11 protein-coding genes are annotated in these 18,461 nt (G+C 49.3%); 2 read left to right on the top strand and 9 right to left on the bottom strand.

The features are described 5' to 3' along the window. Positions 1 to 14 precede the first annotated feature (14 nt). The 4 genes from EDC14_RS07680 to EDC14_RS07665 form a co-directional block, all read right to left on the bottom strand. Entirely contained in the window at positions 15 to 323 is a 309-nt protein-coding gene (locus tag EDC14_RS07680) for a hypothetical protein (RefSeq protein ID WP_132013698.1), read from the bottom strand. 201 nt (positions 324 to 524) lie between these two features. Next, entirely contained in the window at positions 525 to 932 is a 408-nt protein-coding gene (locus EDC14_RS07675) for a DUF4279 domain-containing protein (RefSeq protein WP_132013697.1), read from the bottom strand. 4 nt (positions 933 to 936) lie between these two features. After that, positions 937 to 7,392: an RHS repeat-associated core domain-containing protein gene (locus EDC14_RS07670; protein WP_132013696.1), complete on the bottom strand. Its 6,456-nt coding sequence runs from the start codon at positions 7,390 to 7,392 to the stop codon at positions 937 to 939. A gap of 620 nt (positions 7,393 to 8,012) precedes the next feature. After that, the gene (locus tag EDC14_RS07665) at positions 8,013 to 8,216 is read right to left on the bottom strand and encodes a hypothetical protein (RefSeq protein WP_132013695.1); all 204 of its coding nucleotides are present in this window, start codon (positions 8,214 to 8,216) and stop codon (positions 8,013 to 8,015) included. 277 nt (positions 8,217 to 8,493) lie between these two features. On the opposite strand from EDC14_RS07665, the gene EDC14_RS07660 reads away from it, so the two are divergent. Together EDC14_RS07660 and EDC14_RS07655 are read left to right on the top strand one after the other, a co-directional pair. After that, positions 8,494 to 8,673, top strand: coding sequence for a helix-turn-helix transcriptional regulator (locus EDC14_RS07660; protein ID WP_132013694.1), 180 nt, complete (start codon positions 8,494 to 8,496; stop codon positions 8,671 to 8,673). Between the two features lie 878 nt (positions 8,674 to 9,551). Further along, positions 9,552 to 9,767 (top strand): helix-turn-helix domain-containing protein, encoded by a 216-nt coding sequence (locus EDC14_RS07655; RefSeq protein ID WP_132013693.1) that lies wholly within the window; start codon positions 9,552 to 9,554, stop codon positions 9,765 to 9,767. Between the two features lie 1,467 nt (positions 9,768 to 11,234). Here the strand turns inward: EDC14_RS07655 and EDC14_RS07650 are convergent. The 5 genes from EDC14_RS07650 to EDC14_RS07630 form a co-directional block, all read right to left on the bottom strand. Next, positions 11,235 to 12,104 (bottom strand): Cof-type HAD-IIB family hydrolase, encoded by an 870-nt coding sequence (locus tag EDC14_RS07650; RefSeq protein WP_132013691.1) that lies wholly within the window; start codon positions 12,102 to 12,104, stop codon positions 11,235 to 11,237. 20 nt (positions 12,105 to 12,124) lie between these two features. Then, a complete protein-coding gene (gene ptsP, locus EDC14_RS07645) occupies positions 12,125 to 13,741 on the bottom strand; it encodes a phosphoenolpyruvate--protein phosphotransferase (RefSeq protein ID WP_132013689.1) in 1,617 nt (538 codons plus the stop codon). A 32-nt stretch (positions 13,742 to 13,773) separates the two neighbouring features. Further along, on the bottom strand, positions 13,774 to 14,040 hold the full coding sequence (locus EDC14_RS07640; protein WP_132013688.1) for an HPr family phosphocarrier protein: 267 nt from the start codon (positions 14,038 to 14,040) through the stop codon (positions 13,774 to 13,776). A gap of 418 nt (positions 14,041 to 14,458) precedes the next feature. Next, the gene (locus EDC14_RS07635) at positions 14,459 to 16,849 is read right to left on the bottom strand and encodes a glycoside hydrolase family 3 protein (protein WP_132013687.1); all 2,391 of its coding nucleotides are present in this window, start codon (positions 16,847 to 16,849) and stop codon (positions 14,459 to 14,461) included. A gap of 20 nt (positions 16,850 to 16,869) precedes the next feature. Beyond that, positions 16,870 to 18,282, bottom strand: coding sequence for a PTS sugar transporter subunit IIC (locus EDC14_RS07630; RefSeq protein ID WP_132013686.1), 1,413 nt, complete (start codon positions 18,280 to 18,282; stop codon positions 16,870 to 16,872). Between the last annotated feature and the right edge of the window lie 179 nt (positions 18,283 to 18,461).

Genomic DNA, 18,461 nt, shown 5'->3' with positions numbered 1-18,461 from the left:
GCCCTGGTTGTTATCTAATCCCGTCGAGAATCAAGTTCTTCTTTGATTATTTTTTTTACTTTTGGTTTGATTTTCTCTAAAGTTCTTCCATCAAGAATCTCCATGTCCTGCCACATTTCATTAAATTCCTTAAATTGTTCATAAACAGTTAGTAGTTCTTCTCTCGACAAATCTCTCAATTTGACATTCTCATTAATAATATCTGCAAGTACATCAAAACATACCACAGGTTTACCCTCTACACTCATTGCTTGACAAAATTCTTTGCCAACATTAATTTCTTCTATTTCTTCATTTGTAAATAATTCTCTGAAATTAGTCATTAGTACACCTAAATTCATTTAATTTTTGACAAATCGACAGCATATTTCACTAACATTCCCTCTTTGTCTCAAATGGTTTAACTTTTCTCAACTACAATTTTAAAAATGCACCGTCCAAGAAACTGTTATGTGTAGAAAAAGAACCGATATTTACTGCTATTGCTCCTCCCTCTACTACCACTACTTTCACTTCAGATAGAATTACCTATCTTCGACCCCGCCCCATGAAAAAATGGAAACCTCAAGCCTTAATTTTATTTCAGCTAGATATGAAATAACTTTGGGGCTGAACTCAAAATTTATTTGTGCTAAATCGGATTGAACATAACATTTTAGCACAACGTCGAAACTACTGGATAAATTTTGCAAGAATTGTTTTGACGATAAAAGATTTGATAATAAAGGTTCTAAAGTTTCATTTACTTCTTCATTATCTCTGAACTTTACTTCATAAATCCAAATATCATATTCACTTTTAGGAATAATTTTACTTATTGTTTCCCCTCTTCTAACCACCTTTGAGGGGATTATGTTTAGCTCCGTTTTTATTTCATCAAACTCTAATTTAGTTCCTCTGATAATCAAACTACAACTGCCTGTATAAGTCATTTTTTCACTTCCCTAAAAATTCTTTTGCAATATCTCTTAGCTCTGCATATGAAAAGTTTTTATTATTTGGGACTATATCTTTTAGAGATTCAACATAGTCACCAAATTGTCTTCGTACTTCAGGTGACATTTTAAATTCTTTAGCCACTGAATTTACTTGTTTTATGTCGGATTTTGAGAAAAACTGTAAATCAAATTTTAATTCTGTTCCAATTTTTGATATTGACTCTGTTCCTTTTTTAACTAATGAAGAACCTAATTTTCCTAAAGCACCTATTCCGCTGAGAAAAGTAAATTCTTCTGCAACTCCATTTGCTGTCCAACCAATTGCGCCAAGATAATCCCCATTTTCAAAACTGTTAATTGCATTTCCATATGAAGCAGAACCCGGAAGAACATTACCCATTACATTGGCTATTCTATCATTACTACTGCTACTCCCATTTATTAGATTCCCATTAGAATTAAATGAATATGAAGAATGACTTTGACTACCATTATTTGAAGTAGAATGGTAGTCCACTGTAAAACTTCCATCGGAATGATGTGTCACGGTTTCAGATACATTATATCCACTGGTTTCCCCATGCCCACTAATTACACCAGGTACTCCCACGTCCAACCCCCACGGATCCACAAACCTCACCGGATTATCGTTACAATACGCATACCAATTCGCCCCATCCTCGGCCGGATCCGCCGAAATAAACCTTCCCACTTCCGGGTCATAGAACCTCGCCCCGAAGTAGATAAACCCGGTGTTGTCCTTCTCCTTATCAGTGAACGTATAGGCCACCGCCGCCGACCCTTGCGAAGAGGTCTCGCTGCCATACGGCGCATAGGTGGTTTTCAAGACCGCGTTTCCATTGGCGTCGGTGATCAGCGTCGAGGAGCCGAGGTGGTCCTTATGATAATATCGCACCCCTTCGGCCGATGACCGCTCCGCCACCCGGTCGCTCCGGACGAAGTAATACTTCACCGTTTTGGTCTTGACTCCTGCCTGATACTCCTCCTCATACTCCGGGAAGAAGTAATACCGGGTCACCCCATTGGCGTCGGCTTTCTTGAGCCGTTGCCCCTGGAAGTTGTAGGCGTAGGTTCCGCCATCGGAAATAGAAGTTACCCGGTTTTCGTAATCCCAATTGATACTCCGGCCGTCGCTGCGGGCCGTCATATTGCCGTTGGCGTCGTGGCTGTAGGAGTATCTGCCGTCGCTGGCCAGGGTGTACGGTTTGGCGGCGCCGTATTGATAGCTCCGGGAATCTTTCTGCAGGATGTTATCGAGCTTATCGTAACGGAACGTCTTGCTGCCGGACAGTCCGGAGCTGGCGCTGGTGAGCCGGTTCAGCTCGTCGTAGCCGTAGCTCTCGCTGAGGGTGCCGTTGAGATTGTCTTTCTTGAGCTTGACATTGCCGGTCTTGTCGTATTCGTAGCCCAGGCTCAACAGGTCGCTCCCGGCCCTCGTGACCCGGATCTGCTTGAGTAGGAAGCTGTAGGGCGTTCCGGCGGAACTGTCGATTTTGCCGGCCGTGTCGTAGTAATCGTAGCTGGTTTGGACGCCATTGCCATAGGTGAGGCTGCCGGTCTTGCCCAAGGCGGTATACTCCAGGGCCGAGACATAGGCGCTGGCGCCGCTCAAGCCGGTGATTTTGCCGCCTGCATCGTAACTGTAGGTTGCCACTTCGCCGTCGGGATAGGTGAGGGTGACGATCTGGTCCAGGGAGTTATAGGTCAGGCGCTTGGTCCGGCTCTGGCCGTCGATGATCTGGGTTACGGCGGTCTGCCGGCCGCGGCTGTCGTAAGTGTACCGTTCCTCGCCGCCCGGATAGACGGCCCGGGTCAGCCGGCCTTTGGAGTAGCCGTAGCCGGTTTCGTCGTAATAGAAATTCACTGTGCTGCCGTTCGGATAGATCTTTTTGGTGACGCGGTTCAAGGCGTCGTATTCCAGCCGGACCAACTGGTTTTTGGCGTCGGTCCATGAGGTCAGGTTGTGATTCTCGTCATAGCTGTAGCTCCAGGTTCCGCTCACCGGGTCGGTGCTGCCGACTTTTCGGCCCAACATGTCCAGCCGGTCGAGGAAACGATTTCCATTGGGGTCGACGGTCTGGACGGCGTCGCCCCAGGTGGTTTTGGCGGTCCGGGAGTATTCGGAGGCGCCCGGGTAGGTTCCGGTGAATTTCAGGCTGGATTCGGTGTTTCCGATGATCAGTTTACTGGTGAGGTAGAGATTCTCATCCACCGTTTTGATTTCCTGTTTGCCGTACAGGGTTTGGATGACGGTGCCATCCGGGTTCTTGGAAGCGCTTACCCGGTCGATGGGGTCATAGGTCCATACGGTGCTTTTGACGCTGGGATCCGGGGCCGAGTAGGCGGCGCCGGAGGTAAAGTAGGGCACGGAGGTTTGGCGCTTCCGGCCGCTGTTGTCATAGGCGTAATCCATGGTGACCCAGCCGTTTTTGGCTTCGATCTTGGATTGGACCGGCCGCTCCAGTCCGTCGGAGTAGGTATTGTACTCCAGATAGTTGCCGTTGCCGAGCTTCTTTTCGATCCGCTGCCGGTTGGGGAAGAGGGGCTTTCCGGCGCTGTCGGGGAATTCGTCGGGATAGCTGATCCGCTGCGTGGGATTGGCCGCGTCGTCGCCGGGGGAGATCCGGCTCTTGACTCTGGAGAATCCGTCATAGGTGATCTGCCAGGCGCTGCCGTTGGCATCCACGGTGGCAATGGGGTTCATTAGGCTGTCGTAGCGCGTCTCCTCCGTCTGGCCCAAGGGATTGGTCCGGTAGCGGAGATAACTGGCGTAGTTGCTATCGTACTGGAAGGTGGTCCGGTGGCCCCGGCCGTCGGTGAGGGCGGTGACGTTGCCGTAGGGATCGTATTCATAGCGGTTGATGATTTTCTGGCTGCCGTTATAGGAGGTTTTGGTATCCAACAGGTAACTTGAGTTATAGGCATAGTCGGTTTGGGCGATGAGTCCCTTCTGGCCGCTCAACAGATAGCCGCTTTGCTGCTCGCTTTTGAGCAGGGATAGATTCTGCGCGGCGATATAGTCATAGGTCATGTCGGATTGCCGGTCGTCCGTCGCCACGGCGGTGTCGCCGTAGTTGATCGTTTGCCGGAGGTTGCCGTAATCGTCGTAGCTGTAGTGGATCCGGTAGGTGACCGGATCGCCGGATTCGCCGTTATGGTTATCGGCGTATTCGTCGGCGACGTAGATGAATTTGGCGCCGGGACTGGTCAGGTCGGCCGCGTTGTCGACGGTCACCCGCTTGTCGTACTGATACTGCTTTTTCAGATAGAGCGCGCGGTTGGAGCCGTAGACTTCTTCTTTATCGACCATTAGCCGGAGATCGAGGTCGTCCTGGCGGTAGTAGGTCCGGACCGAGCTGCCGGTGTTTTGGTCGGTCCTCTCGATCCAGGCGAAGCCGAGGTTCGCCCGTTCGTAGGTGGGGCCGGTATGGATCATGCCGTTGGAGTAATCGTAGCGATATTTGATGACGTGAGATAGGCCATCGTCGTAAGTGATTTCGCGAACTACCGGAGTGGCGCTGGAGTTGGCGATGTTCGGGTATTGGCTGCTATTGGGTTGAACCGCGCCGGGGATCTGGGATAAGGGAAGATACGAAATACTTGTGGTACCGCCCTGACCGTTTTGGATTGTTTTCAAAACGTAAGAAGTTGAGAAATCTCCTCCAGAATTATCATCAAATGCCAAACTATAGCTTCCCACATAACCGATTTGTTCATCATGATGAAGCGTATGTTCATTTTCTCGATGTCCGGATTCCCATTCTACAATAACATAATCATTCGCTGGAATAACAAATGTGCCGCTTCGGATTTCATTAATGAACGATTGGTTGACCAATTGTTGTCCATCGGACAATTTTACTCGAAAATATGGCGTTGATTTATTTTCATCCTTTCGGTCCCCAAACTTGACAACATATTTCACTTGCACAGAATAAGAGTTTCTCTTAACATCATTGATGTTATTGAGCCATTTTGAGCTTACTTTTCCAATCGCGCCATAGCTATATGTTCCATAAACGGGCTGATTTGTGGATAAATATAGACTAAACAAATTATGGAGCCCAGAATCTTCCGCGGAACAGTCGAAATTAAAGAGTAAATCGGAGACAGTAGCCTTGTTATTTAATAACGCCCACCATCCGCTGCCTGGAACCCAATACATAAAGTCGGTTTTACCATCCCCATTAAAATCACTGGGGAATTGAAAACTTTGACTACTCGTTCCATTATATCCATTCCAATAGCCCAACTGAATTCCGGGGCCAAAAAACTGATCGTCCCATCCGCTACCCGTACTTAGAAGAGCACGCCAACCCTTGGCTGATTCCCAGTACATCAGATCGGTTTTGCCGTCTCCATTGAAATCTCCTGTAAAATGAAAACTCTGGTTTGCTGATTCAGTATATCCTTTCCAGTAACCAAGTTGGGTTCCAGAACCAAAAAATTTGTCATCCCATCCGCTACCCGTACTTAAAAGAGCACGCCACCCCTTGGCTGATTCCCAGTACATCAGATCGGTTTTTCCGTCTCCATTGAAATCTCCTGTAAAATGAAAACTCTGGCTTGTTGATTCAGTATATCCTTTCCAGTAACCAAGTTGGGTTCCAGGACCAAAAAATTTGTCATCCCAGCCACTTCCCGTACTTAGAAGAGCACGCCAACCCTTGGCTGATTCCCAGTACATCAGATCGGTTTTGCCGTCTCCATTGAAATCTCCTGTAAAATGAAAACTCTGGCTTGTTGATTCAGTATATCCTTTCCAGTAGCCAAGTTGGGTTCCAGGACCAAAAAATTTGTCATCCCATCCGCTACCCGTACTTAAAAGAGCGCGCCAACCCTTCCCTGATTCCCAGTACATCAGATCGGTTTTTCCGTCTCCATTGAAATCTCCTGTAAAATGAAAACTCTGGCTTGTTGATTCAGTATATCCTTTCCAGTAGCCAAGTTGGGTTCCAGGACCAAAAAATTTGTCATCCCATCCACTACCTGTACTTAGAAGAGCACGCCAACCTTTACCTGATTCCCAGTACATAAAATCGGTCTTACCATCTCCATTGAAATCTCCAGGAAAATGAAAATTTTGGGAAGTCCTTTCTTTGTATCCAGCCCAATAGCCTAGTTGAGTCCCAGGTCCAAAGAATTTATCCTCCCAACCACTTCCCGTACTTAACAGTACGCGCCAACCTTTTTCCGATTCCCAATACATAAAATCAGTCTTACCATCTCCATTGAAATCTCCAGGAAAATGAAAACTTTGACTACTTGCTCCATCATACCCTTTCCAGTAACCAAGTTGAGTTCCGAGGCCAAAAGCGGTATCATCCCAGCCACTCTCGTTATTTTGCCACTCAAACCTTACTGGAGGCAAAGCTTTGCCGGTAGCAATAAAATTATCAATTACGCAAGGCAAATCGGTTGTTTTATATGAAGGAATATTCCCGTCGTTTCCGTATTCCGTTATGCTCACCAATCGACTGCAACCCGAGGAAACCTGTTCGTAGTCCAGACGATACTTTCGAAGGAGATTGCCGCCCATTTTGATTGATATCCATTTCAGTCTTTTATCCGTATCAATCTTGGTGGGAGAATATGTGGTGTAATGATCGTTTCTTGTTTCATATAGGAACTCAATGGTTTTACAAGCCGTCAAAGAATATTTCTCGTTTTTGGTATATGTAACCCGTACGGGATAGAAATCACCGTTAGTTGCATCTAAATTATATTCCAAAACATAATAATTCCCTTGCAAATCAACCACTTTGCTTAACGACCAGACGATCGTCTTATCAGTCCCCGAAACGCCGATGCCCTCGATCCGGCCGCCGGCGCTCGGGGAAGAGTGCTCCAGGGCCTGATAGCCGAAGTACATTTTGGTCCCGTTCTTCTGGGTGACGACCCAGTACGATGTGCCGGTGTTCGGATTCTTGTATTCGATTCGCGCATAGCTTTCCTTCGCGGTGTGATATTTTCCGGCTGAATCTTTGACCAGTTTTTCGCCGTTGTACATGAAATGGTCGGTATCGTTATAATTGACCGGATACGAGTAATCCCGCTTGATCTCGGCGATCCCCCAGAGCATCCAGCCGATGCCGAGCATCCCGTTGGGGCTGTTCGAGTTATAAAATAGTTTAAGCGTGGGATTCATGCCGTTGGCGCCCGGCGGCAGGTTGAGCGGATACTGGTATTGAAAGGCTCCGGTGGGATCGACTTCTTTGAATTGTTCCTTGGAGTTTTTCAACTTCTCCAGGTCGTCCTCGGCGGCCGCGCCATATTCGGTGGGAGTAACCACCGAGCGCGCGGCGACTTCACCCGTTGATTGAGCGCTCGCCGTGTCAGAGGAACTATCTTCTGCCAAGACTGTCCGTGAAAAGCTAAAAGTTAAGACCAGACAAAGAATCATCCCGAGAACCACGAACTTGACTGCGCGCATTGCTTGATCCCTCCAGAACTGTATCGTTTCATCAATAATTGGAATTATTGTGATTGAATGATAGATTCTGGAAATTTATTATTTATCCTTTAAAGTTCCTTAGGAATTTGGGAAACTCAACGGGGCTATGTCTAAAAATGATACACGGAATTTAAACTGAAATTTTAGGACAGAACTCACCCCCTCGGTCCCCCTCTCTTTTTAGGCGATTTACCAGGCCTGTCTTGTCAGAAAGAGAGGGGGGAAGTAGAAGCCAATCAAAAGTCCCAAAAGTAACTGGGGGGTGAGTTCGATTTATCTCTCCGTCTACTCAAGTTAACTTGATAATCAGATTTTGGAAATTAAAAACCAACGAAACCGCTCACCGCGTTTTCCCTCTAAACGGGCATCCCTTCTCCATTTAAATTTCACGTAACGAGACTTATAAAAAAATTCCCGCCCATAGGCAGGAAAGTTTCTTGCGAAATTAATTCTTCTGGAATGCCAAGCCGCTCCTCCCCTGAAAGAAATGAGTTATCACGGCAGCACAATCTCCTCGCCCCGGCGGATCCGGTCGATCCACCAGCCCAACAGGATCCCGTCCATCAATCCCCGGCTATAGAGCAATTCATCTCGCCGATTCATTTGCATGGTCCGGCTGACGTCAAATTCATCCAACAATCCCCGATCTCTGGGTTCATCCTGGCGCAGAGTTGATCCAGCAGCGACCGCTGTTTTTGGCCCCATTCCCGGTATTCCCCGTCGCGCGGCAGGATCTCTTCGTTAATTTTATAAATCCGGTCGAAGATCAATTCATAAATTTCTTTGCTGTCGCTGGTCAACATAGCGAGAACCTCCAATCCGGATGGTGATCAGGCTAACTCAACCTCCGGTTCATTTCAAGCTATTCGGCATTTCCAGTTACGTTTGTTATAGGTTAAAAATTGCTGCGATCGAAAACATTTGCATGATGCTAAAAAATTAAGGATGAAGGAAAAATAAATGAATCTTTATGTATCATATTGTATCATCTTGGATTATTAAAAGTCAACACATAATGAGACATATTGACGGATAAAAATCATCTTGATACTATTTAACTGATAAAGGAGTGAACTCATTTTGGATGAACTGATCACCGCCGCAGAGGTTATGAAAATTTTAAAGATCAGCCGCGCCACTTTAAACCGATGGGTGAAAGCAGGAAAAATTCCTTCATTAAAGCTGGGCGAGGGGAGAAAAGGGACGGTAAGGTTTAAATTGAAGGATATTGAGGAGTTTATCAATAATTTAAACGAATGAGCGGTAATCTAACCAGGTTTATCGTTCAAAGAAGAACAATCAGCATTACGCTGGTTGTTCTTTTGGTGGCCCCGAGATGAGTCGAACATCCTACCCTGGCTTGGGAAACCGTAATCCAATATCTTTCAACGAAAGACGTTGTTCTTTCCAAATTTGTTTGAATATCTTGTCAGTTATCATTAATACTGTTGGAACTGCCCAAAACAACAAACCGTAAGGAATTACTTATAGAAACCTTATCTTCCGAAACAGCAACCGCCTTCAAGGATGAAGGCGGACGACGCATCTTTTCCCAATGCAACGACATGAATCCCTAGTGTATATGATTTGCGAAAATAACGAACGCTTTACCGTTTTTTCGCAAATCATGTGATTGAAGATCATGTCGTTGCATAGAGGATGAAAAACTGCGGTCGTCAGCGGAAGCCTACACTTAGTTGCCAGACAGAATGCCAGGGATGGCGGCGGCATGCTAGAACCCCGGATGAATGAGGAGGTGTTGGAACCTCGGTTCTCAGGGGCAGGACGCCCTAAAGATGAGTCCCCACGGATGGAAAAGGCCGAATCCAACTGGGCGGATTCCAAAGGGTGTCCCACTACACCCTTTGGTCCTGGGGTCAGGACATGGAAGTCCAAAAAATCGGCTTTGCCAGGAGGGCAATAAAAGCCGATGGTGTTGGGGCAGGAATAGTCCCCATCGACCCTCAGTCGCTTAAATCATTTGCTTATTTTTTTATACGGAAGTCCAATTTCTTATTTTTATATGTCAAGATGACTTCTTGTCATGATGCTATACCTATTATTTCAAAGGTTTATTGGTAAATTTGAACTGCGAAAGTTGAGTCAATAAATATACAGAATTTAGGAAGTGAAATTTTTTGGCCGAGGATATCAGAAAATTATTCGGGAAAAACCTAAGAAAAATCAGGGGCGCCCAAAAAATTTCTCAAGAAGAATTAGCGTTTCGGTGCGGTCTTCACCGGACGTATGTCAGTTCGGTGGAACGCGGCGAAAGGAATATTTCGCTGGAAAACATCCAAAAACTGGCCGAAGCGCTTGAAGTATCGATGAAGGATTTGATTCCGGAGGAGTGAATTGATTTGACCAAATTGATACCTTGAGTTCACTCTCCGGTATTATTCCCCGCCGCCTCCGTTCTCTTTCCCCAACCCTCCGTCCTCCCATCCCGGCCCCCTAATATATCAGTCCATCACCCCTCATGTAAGGTATGGTCTTTCGTCCAACTAGGATATTCTTCATCCTTGTTAGGATGAGAGCCATCCTTGTTAGGGATGCCTCGATCCTTTCATAGGATCCTTCGATCCTTGTAAGGGATGCCATGATCCGTGTAAGGGATGGTTTTCATCCTTGTAAGGGATGCTATGATCCTTTCAGAGGATCCTTCGATCCTTTCTTCCCGAAGGATCATCCTAGCATCCCGAAGCCTTCGGGAACCGTCCCGGAGGTTCCGGGATGAAGGACCAATCCTTCGGGATGCTTCCCCGAACCTCCGGGAAAGAGGACGAATCCTTCGGGAAGCATCGACAAGCCATGAGGAAGCTTCCCCAAGGTTCCGGGAAGCTTCCTCATGGTTCATCCCTGGAGAAAAGGAACGGCAGTCTTCCGGGGATGTGCTCCCTTCCCCAATGCACCAAGCTCACCTGAAAAAATGGGCAATCAACACGAGGCTGACCCAAAAGGAGTATCAGAGCAGTTTTTTCTCTTATCATGAAAAGAAATCCGCACTTCATGCGGATTCCATAAAAACATTTGATGATTATCAAGTTAGCTCCGCAAGAAGTCCGTAAGCGTGATAGAGATTAAGTCTAGCCCGCCTCCTCTCTCTTGGCTCTCCCCGAATCGGGGAGAGTAACCATCATTCTTCGCAGCCCAAAGGCTTTTGGGCCCCGGATCCCGGTGGTTCCCCTTCCCCGATTCGGGCAATGTCGTCAAGCTATCGTGGGATAAAATGGAAATGTATTTCATGACAAGCTGCGAACTCCAAAAGCGACCTCTCTCCCGGCCTCTTCCGACGTAGCCCATCCTGGGCGTCGGAACTTGAACCGTCCTGGTTCTGGTCCCCGGCGATGCCGATTCGAAGAAGAGTACTCGACGGGGAGAGGTGAATCGCCCAAAACTCGGGTCTATTTTTTAGGCCATTTGCTGAAGCTTTCAAGAGACCCAAGTTTCAAGCTCCGTCATCCCTCTCCGCTGCATCCGCTTCTTTGAGTCCCATCGTCGGAGAGGGCCGGGGTGAGGTCGTTTTTAGGCATCTTAGACTTTTTTCGTATTCATCCTCGTGTACTGGGCGGACAATGTTTCATTCCATAATATGGTATTATCGCTTGATGACATTGCCCGATTCGGGAAGCCAGAGCCAGGATAGCTTAAGCTTGCGGCTTCCAAGGACGGACATCAGTCGCAAAGGGCCGAGGGTTAGGACCATAGACTTCATGACTTATCCTTCAATCTCTTCCGTGAGTGAGCGGAGCTAACTTGATACTCAGTAAACATTTTTTGTGGTTTACGGCTTCCCCTCATTGCTGAGCGAGGGCCGGTCTTTAGCCGGGCGCCGAGGCGCCGGGCGGCGGGCCATCGAGCACGAACCGCTGGATCGCCTTGGCGACGCCGTCCCGGTCGTTGGTATCGGTGATGTAATCGGCCTGTCCCTTGACGATAGCGCTGGCATTGCCCATGGCCACTCCCAAGCCGGCGTATTGGATCATCGCCAAGTCATTCTCGCCGTCGCCGATGGCCATGATCTCTTCTTGCCGCAAGTTGTAATACCGCGCCAGGAGCGCCACGCCATGGCCTTTGGAAACGCCTTGGCAGGTCAGCTCGATATTGTCCCAACCCGAACTGGCCACTTCCAAGCCGCCGGTCCGCGCCAGTTCATCGCGGATCCGGCGCAGCTTGGCCTGGTTCCGGTGGAAGATGACGCACTTCAGCAGTTGGTCCTGTTCGCGGCTGATGACGCTCGCCCATTGTTCGCGGGTGCTCACGGCTTCCCTGGCGGCGATCCTTATTTGCCCCCGCCTTCGCCGCGGCAGCCTAAAGAGGCCCCGGAGGAGCCGCGGAAAGGTGTCGCGATAATACTCTTTCCACGGAGTGTACAAACTGAAAGAGGCTCGATACCGGTCACAGATTTCCAAGATCATCCGGATCAGGGGCTCGGTCAGCGCCTGTTGGTAGATGACTTTCCCGCCGCCTTTTTCACGGATATAAGCCCCGTTGGCCGCGATGACCACCGACTCGGTCCCGATCAGTTCCGCATAATAGGCGGCGTCGGCATAGGTCCGGCCGGTGCTGATGACCACATGGACACCAAGGTCGCGGACCTGCCTCAAACTCGCCCGGGTCGTTTCGGTGATCCGCCGTTGGCTATTGAAAAGCGTACCGTCCATATCAATACAGATCAATCGATAGCCCATGGTTTGCTCCTGTCCAATTCTTAACTGTTGATGATGATCTTCTTGGCCGCCAGGATCGCGCCGGGGTTCATCGAAAACTCATCCAGCCCGTATTCGAGCAGGGCCGGGATGGCCTGGGGATCGCCGGCCAGCTCGCCGCACATGCCGCACCAGATCCCTTCCCGGTGCGCCGCTTCGATCGTCGTCCGGATCAACCGCCAAACCGCCGGATGCATCGGATCGTAGAGATGAGACACTTTTTCATTGGTCCGGTCCGCCGCCAGCGTATACTGGATCAGGTCGTTGGTGCCGATGCTGAAGAAGTCGACTTGTCTCGCGAATTCATCCGCCATGACCGCCGCCGCCGGGATCTCGATCATCATTCCAATCGCGATCCGTTCATTGAAGGGAATCCCCTCGGCTTGCAACTCGTCCATGCATTGCCTCAGGAACTCTTGGGCCGCCCGGAGCTCGGCCATGGCGCCGATCATCGGGAACATGAGCTGGATATCTCCATGGGCGGAGGCTCGCAGGATCGCCCGGAGCTGGCTCCGGAAGATATCTTTTCGTTCCAGGCACAAGCGGATGGCGCGGAACCCCAGAAAGGGATTCAACTCTTCCGGCAGCGGCAGGTAAGGCAGGTGTTTATCTCCGCCGATATCCAAGGTCCGAATCACCACCGGCTTGCCGGCCATCTGCTCGGCCACCTGCCGGTAAGCCCGATACTGCTCCTCCTCTCCGGGCAGGCTGGCGCGGTCCATGTATAAAAATTCCGTCCGGAACAGGCCAATGGCTTCGGCGCCATTGGCGATCGCCTGCCCGGCATCCTCCGGCTTACCGATGTTAGCCGCCAGAATGATCGGTTTCCCCGCTTTGGTGACCGCCGGCGCGCCGGCCAGCGCCTTCAGCTGCTCCCGTTCCGCCTCGAATCCGGCTTTCTTCCCCCGATACATGGCCAGGGCTGGAGGATCGGGATTCACCAGGACCGCTCCGGCGCAGCCGTCGACGATCAGGGTGTCGCCGCTCCGGATCGTCGCGGTGATGTCCCCCAGGCCGACCACGGCCGGAATCTCCAGGGTTCTGGCCATAATCGCGCTGTGAGCGGTCGGCCCGCCGCCATCGGTCACCAAGGCGATCACTTTCGCCTTGTCCAGCTGCGCGGTATCGGACGGCGTCAGATCCCGGGCCACGACGATCGCCTGCTCCGGCAAGCCGGCGAATCCGTCATCGCCCGTCCCGGTCAGGTTGGCCAGCAGCCGCGCGCCGATGTCGCGCAGATCCGCCGCCCGCTCGCGCAGGTATTCATCTTCCAAACCCGCAAACACCGCGACATACTCCGCGACGATATCCCGCACCGCTCGGGCCGCGCTAATCTGATTCATCTCGATTCTTCGGGCGGCGGCTCCGGTGAGTTCGGGATCGTCCAGGAAAAGCAGTTGGCTGTCCAAAATGGCGGCAGCGGCTTCGCCCATCTCCAGCCGGGCTTTTTCGCGCAACTCTGCCAACTGGATTCCGGCCGTTTCGATCGCCGCCTTGAACTTCGCTTGTTCTGCCGCGATATCGACCGCCGTTTCCTCACCAATACGGATCGCCGCCTCTTTTTTTAAGAATGCCGTGCCAATCGCATAACCCGGCGAAGCCGGAATGCCCTTCTTCATGTCTGTCATCCTTTCACTGGGCTGAAAGCGGTTCATTGCTCGCCGAATTTGGATTCCACCAATTGGACCAGGGCCGCGACCGCTTCCGCTTCATCTTCTCCTTCGGCGGTGATGGTAATCTCGCTGCCTTTGCTGATGCCCAATGCCAGGATGCCGAGCAAGGACTTGGCCGAACCGCTCCGGTCGTTCTTGGTGACGGTGATCTTCGACCGAAACGCCGCCGCGGCATTAATGAATAAGGAAGCCGGCCGGGCATGAAGCCCCGTTTGATTGGTGACAGTTACAGTCTGCCAGGTCATGTCGTTTTTTCCTCCGCCTATCATTCATTTTAGTTATTGACTCAACTATCGTAACTGCGATGAGTGCGATCAAGCGTGATATCATTAGAAAAAGGATACTGATTATCATGTTAGCTCAGCAAATGAATTAGCGTATGATACTCAACGGAGCCATGTCTAAAAATGATAACTACGGAAATTGAAGCTGAAATTTTCGGACTGAACTCACCCTTTGGGTCCCCCTCTCTTTTTAGGCGATTTACCAGGCCTGTCTTGTCAGAAAGAGAGGGGGCGGGTAGGGTCAATCAAAATCCACCAAAAGTCGCTAGGGGGTGAGTTCGATTTATCCCTTGCTTTTAAAAAACGGAAGGGAACGAAAAAGGCTTGCCTAGCTTCAGCGTTCCCCGCCGTGTTTGGAAAAGCGCTTATTCAGCGTCCTTTAGCGCGCGTCATTTTTATATTTGGCTACCCGCTTATCCTGGATAATGCCTTGATAATTGAGACCAAACGCAAAGTCATATACGTTTCCGTGCGCATCCGTATAACATTTCAGGTCATGCCCCACGTCCTCAAGCTGTTTTTCAACCGCCGCCATGTCTTGCGGCATTTGCATCGGCAGTAATCCCCGCGGTTCGAATTTCCCGGTTACCACATCGAGCAAAGCGGCGTCGCTGACTGAAAAGCCGATGACGATCGCGCCGCAAAACGGTTCAAATTCTCCGAAGCATAAGGGATTGCTGGCTTTGACACAAGCTATCATCGGAATATTCCGGTGAGTCTTTTCGACCGCCCGTTTCGCATTCAGGAAAGCGGTCAGATTATAGGAATTATAAACATTGGATTGCTGCCCGTTATAAGAACGGTTCTCTAGTTGGCCGTCTTTCAGTAGATCCCCGGCGATCGATTTTTTTCGTCCCTCTGTCGCGGTATACGTCGAATATTGGAGCGACAGCGGATAGAACGTCCTGTTGCCGTCCTTATCGGTTTTAAGCCCCGCATAGGAAAAGTTGGTGCCGTTATTGGGACTGTGCATGCCGACAAGTACGAGGTCCACATCGGAAAGATCCGGGGTTTGATATCCGCTAATCTTTCCATTGGCATCCTTGATCGGAATATCGGTGATCACTTCTCTGAAATATTTTTTGGCAATTTCAATGGAAATGGTCTCACTCCATACCGGTTCTGTTTTCGAGTTAAACATGCCCGGTATGGAATCGGTAAAGGTCATTGGAATATACACCTTTTTCTTTGCCGCCGAGCCGTCCGCCGCCTGAATGAGATGATTCGAATTCTTAACCATTACAATGGAGCTAAGCTGGGCCTGATATCCGGCAGCCCTTTTTGCTTGATTGCCGACGACTTTTAATGAATGATCCAGATCGAGGTATGGATTTTCAAATAATCCCGGCGCCAACATGAGCTTCAAAATCCGGACCGCTGATTTTTCAAAACGCCGGCGCGCCCATTCTTTTCCGAAATTATACTCCATCATCCGATACGCTTCGATCACCGGTTTCACATCATTATTTCCGCCGAACATATCGGAGCCCGCCATCAGGATTTTATAGTGACGCTCAACTTCGGTATTGTTTTCAACGCCCCAGCCCGTCGTTCTGGTTACACTCCAGTCCGTGCAGACAACGCCGTCAAAGTTCTGATCCTTGCGGAGCAGATCCATTTTCACATGATCATACGCAGTGCCGACCCGCCCCGAACCGATGGGACTCCCGTTACCGGCGATTCCGATAGAATAGGAAGTCATAACGGCAGCCGCGGTCCTGGTGGCTCCCGGAAGCTGCAACCCGCCTTTGATAAAGGGGATTAAATGTTCCTTGAAATGATTGCCCGGATATACGGCATAGGGACCACTGTTACGGTGAGATTCACGGCCGCCTTCTCCGGGACCGTCTCCCGGCCAATGCTTAATCATGCAATTAATTGAATTGGAGCCCCAGCCCAAATCTTTGCCATTTTTATCATAGGTTGACTGAGACCCGTCGACATAAGCCCGCGTCATATCGGTCGCAAGTTTGACATCTTCCCCGAATGTGCCGCTTACCCGCAGCCATCTCGGTTCGGTGGCCAGATCGATTTGCGGTCCTAAAGCGGTTGCGATTCCCATGGCCCGGTATTCTTCCGAAACCATTTTGGCGAATTGATACATGATACCCGTATCAAAGGTGGCGGCAAGGCCGAGGTTCGATGGCCACAAGGAGACATCTTTTCCCGAAATTGCATTGGAGTATTGATCGCCTGAGCCTGCTGTACTGCGGGGATCGGAACTGAAGTTTACCGGAATGGGGCAAGCTAAACCCTCAACATAAGCCTGCATCTCATTATTCCATTGTACTGCCGCTTTGACATTATTGCTTCCCGCATTCAAAACCGCCCTCAAGTTATCTTTGGCAAGATAACTTTTTTGCGCATCCGTTAATCCTTCTTCGATTTTTCTTTCATGCGCGCTAAAGAGCATTAATCCTGCTATTTCCGGAATCGAAAGCTGCGAAGCCAAATCCTTGGCTCTGGTGGTATCATCCAAACGCCAGTCTTCCCATTGATCCAATTTTCCATTGCGATTCAGATCTTTAAATGCATAGGTATATCGTCCTGCAACTTTTTCAAGGAGTTTAACGCCTGAGGTTTTTGAATAACCCAAAGTTTTGCCGTGGTTGGGGTTGGTGACCAGGATATACGTTGTTTTCCCGTCATGGATTTCTTTTGTGGTATATTTCGCCCGGACCGCCTCGGCATTTGCCATGGAAGCAAGCATGATTTGGCTTACCAACACCATCCCTAAAAGTAACTGGACGAGGAAGCGCTTACTTTTCATTTCAATTCCTCCTTTTGTAATCAATTGATCCCACTTTTATGGCTATGGTTAAGCAGTTCAAGTTCTGAAGAAGTTACATCGCCATATGCTTGTTTTTCGTTTTCATAGGCCTTTTTATCAATCACTTTGAAAAATGGGATATAAATTACTGCGCCGATGATGATCATCGCAATTTGGAATAATGCCACCCGCCAACCGGCAACGCCGCCCGCCAAGAATCCCGACATGATGACGGGCGTTCCCAACGGTACCACTGTGCTCAACCGGGGCAGAATATTCATGACTGTCAACCCATAGGCGAGTACCGCCGAAACCACCGGCGTCAAAATCCACGGAATCAACATATACGGATTGAGCACCACTGGCGTGGCAAATAAAACCGGTTCGTTAATACCGCAAATATTGGCCGGCAATGCCAGTTTTCCAAGCGTCTGGTATTGTTTGCTTTTACTCCACAGCACCATATAAAGGCAGAGACCCAACGTCATTCCCGAGCCTCCGGTAATGGCGTAAATGCTGAAAAAGGTGCGGTTGATGATGTTCGGGAGTTCAAATACGGATACCCCGGCGTTTAAGGCGGCAATATTGGCCGTAGTAAGCGAAGTCCATAGCGGATAAAAAATCGGCAAAATGACAGCCGTGACACCGTGAATGCCAAAGAACCACAATAATTGGGCAACCAGGATGGCCACCAGGAACGAACCCAGACTATTCCCTAATAACAATTCCATCGGCCCTTGAATAAATGTATAAATCACGGAGTGCAGTCCGGTAATATTGGGCAAGAACGTGACAACTTTATTTACCGCCATAAACAGGATGATAATGACAAAGCCGGGGATAAGACCGCCAAAAGACTTGGCAATCGTCGGCGGCACCCCTTCGGGCATTTTGATAGCCAGCCCTTTATCCAGCAGCTTGTTATAAACGACTGTGGATACAAGGCCGATGATGATTGCCACGAATAGGCCCTTCGCGCCGATCCATTCATAGGGTATTACATTTCCGGCCGGCACGACGATGTCATTCGCCAAAGTGAGATTGTTGCCCGCAAGAAACTTATTGATAATGTCCGCCGTGTTGGCGAGCGGCGTTACGGCCAAAAAGGTAAATAACGCAATCATGCCCGCGGTCGCCGGATCCTTTTCGTAATACTTCGCCAGATGATAGGCAATGAAAATTACCGCGTAAAGCGCGAGAATATCATTGGTAACCATGTTGGGAAGCGATAATATCGGTTTCAGACCGGTGGCGGTAATAAAATTTTGATACGGCGCAATGGCTAATGAATTCAATAATGAAAAAATGGCTCCGATGATGATGACCGGCATCAACGCCATAAAGCCGTCACTGATTGCTTTTAAAAATTTGTTCGAAGCGATTCGGTTAGCGGTCGGCACCACATTTTGTTGGATAAATTCAGTAAATTTCATCTTCACTTCTCCCTCTTTTCATAAGGTTCCAGTCCATTTCATGGCGATGGCCAACGTTGCCTGGAGCGCACTCCGACGAACTTCTAATTTAACCTGTTGTGCTATTTGAACTGAAAAAAGGTATAAGAAATCCAGCAAAAAAGTCCGACTTATCAAATGGCTAAAAGAGATAAGGAGAG

The organism is Hydrogenispora ethanolica (assembly GCF_004340685.1).
GTDB classification, from domain to species: Bacteria; Bacillota; UBA4882; order UBA8346; family UBA8346; genus Hydrogenispora; species Hydrogenispora ethanolica.
This window is presented reverse-complemented; position numbering and strand designations above follow the sequence as displayed.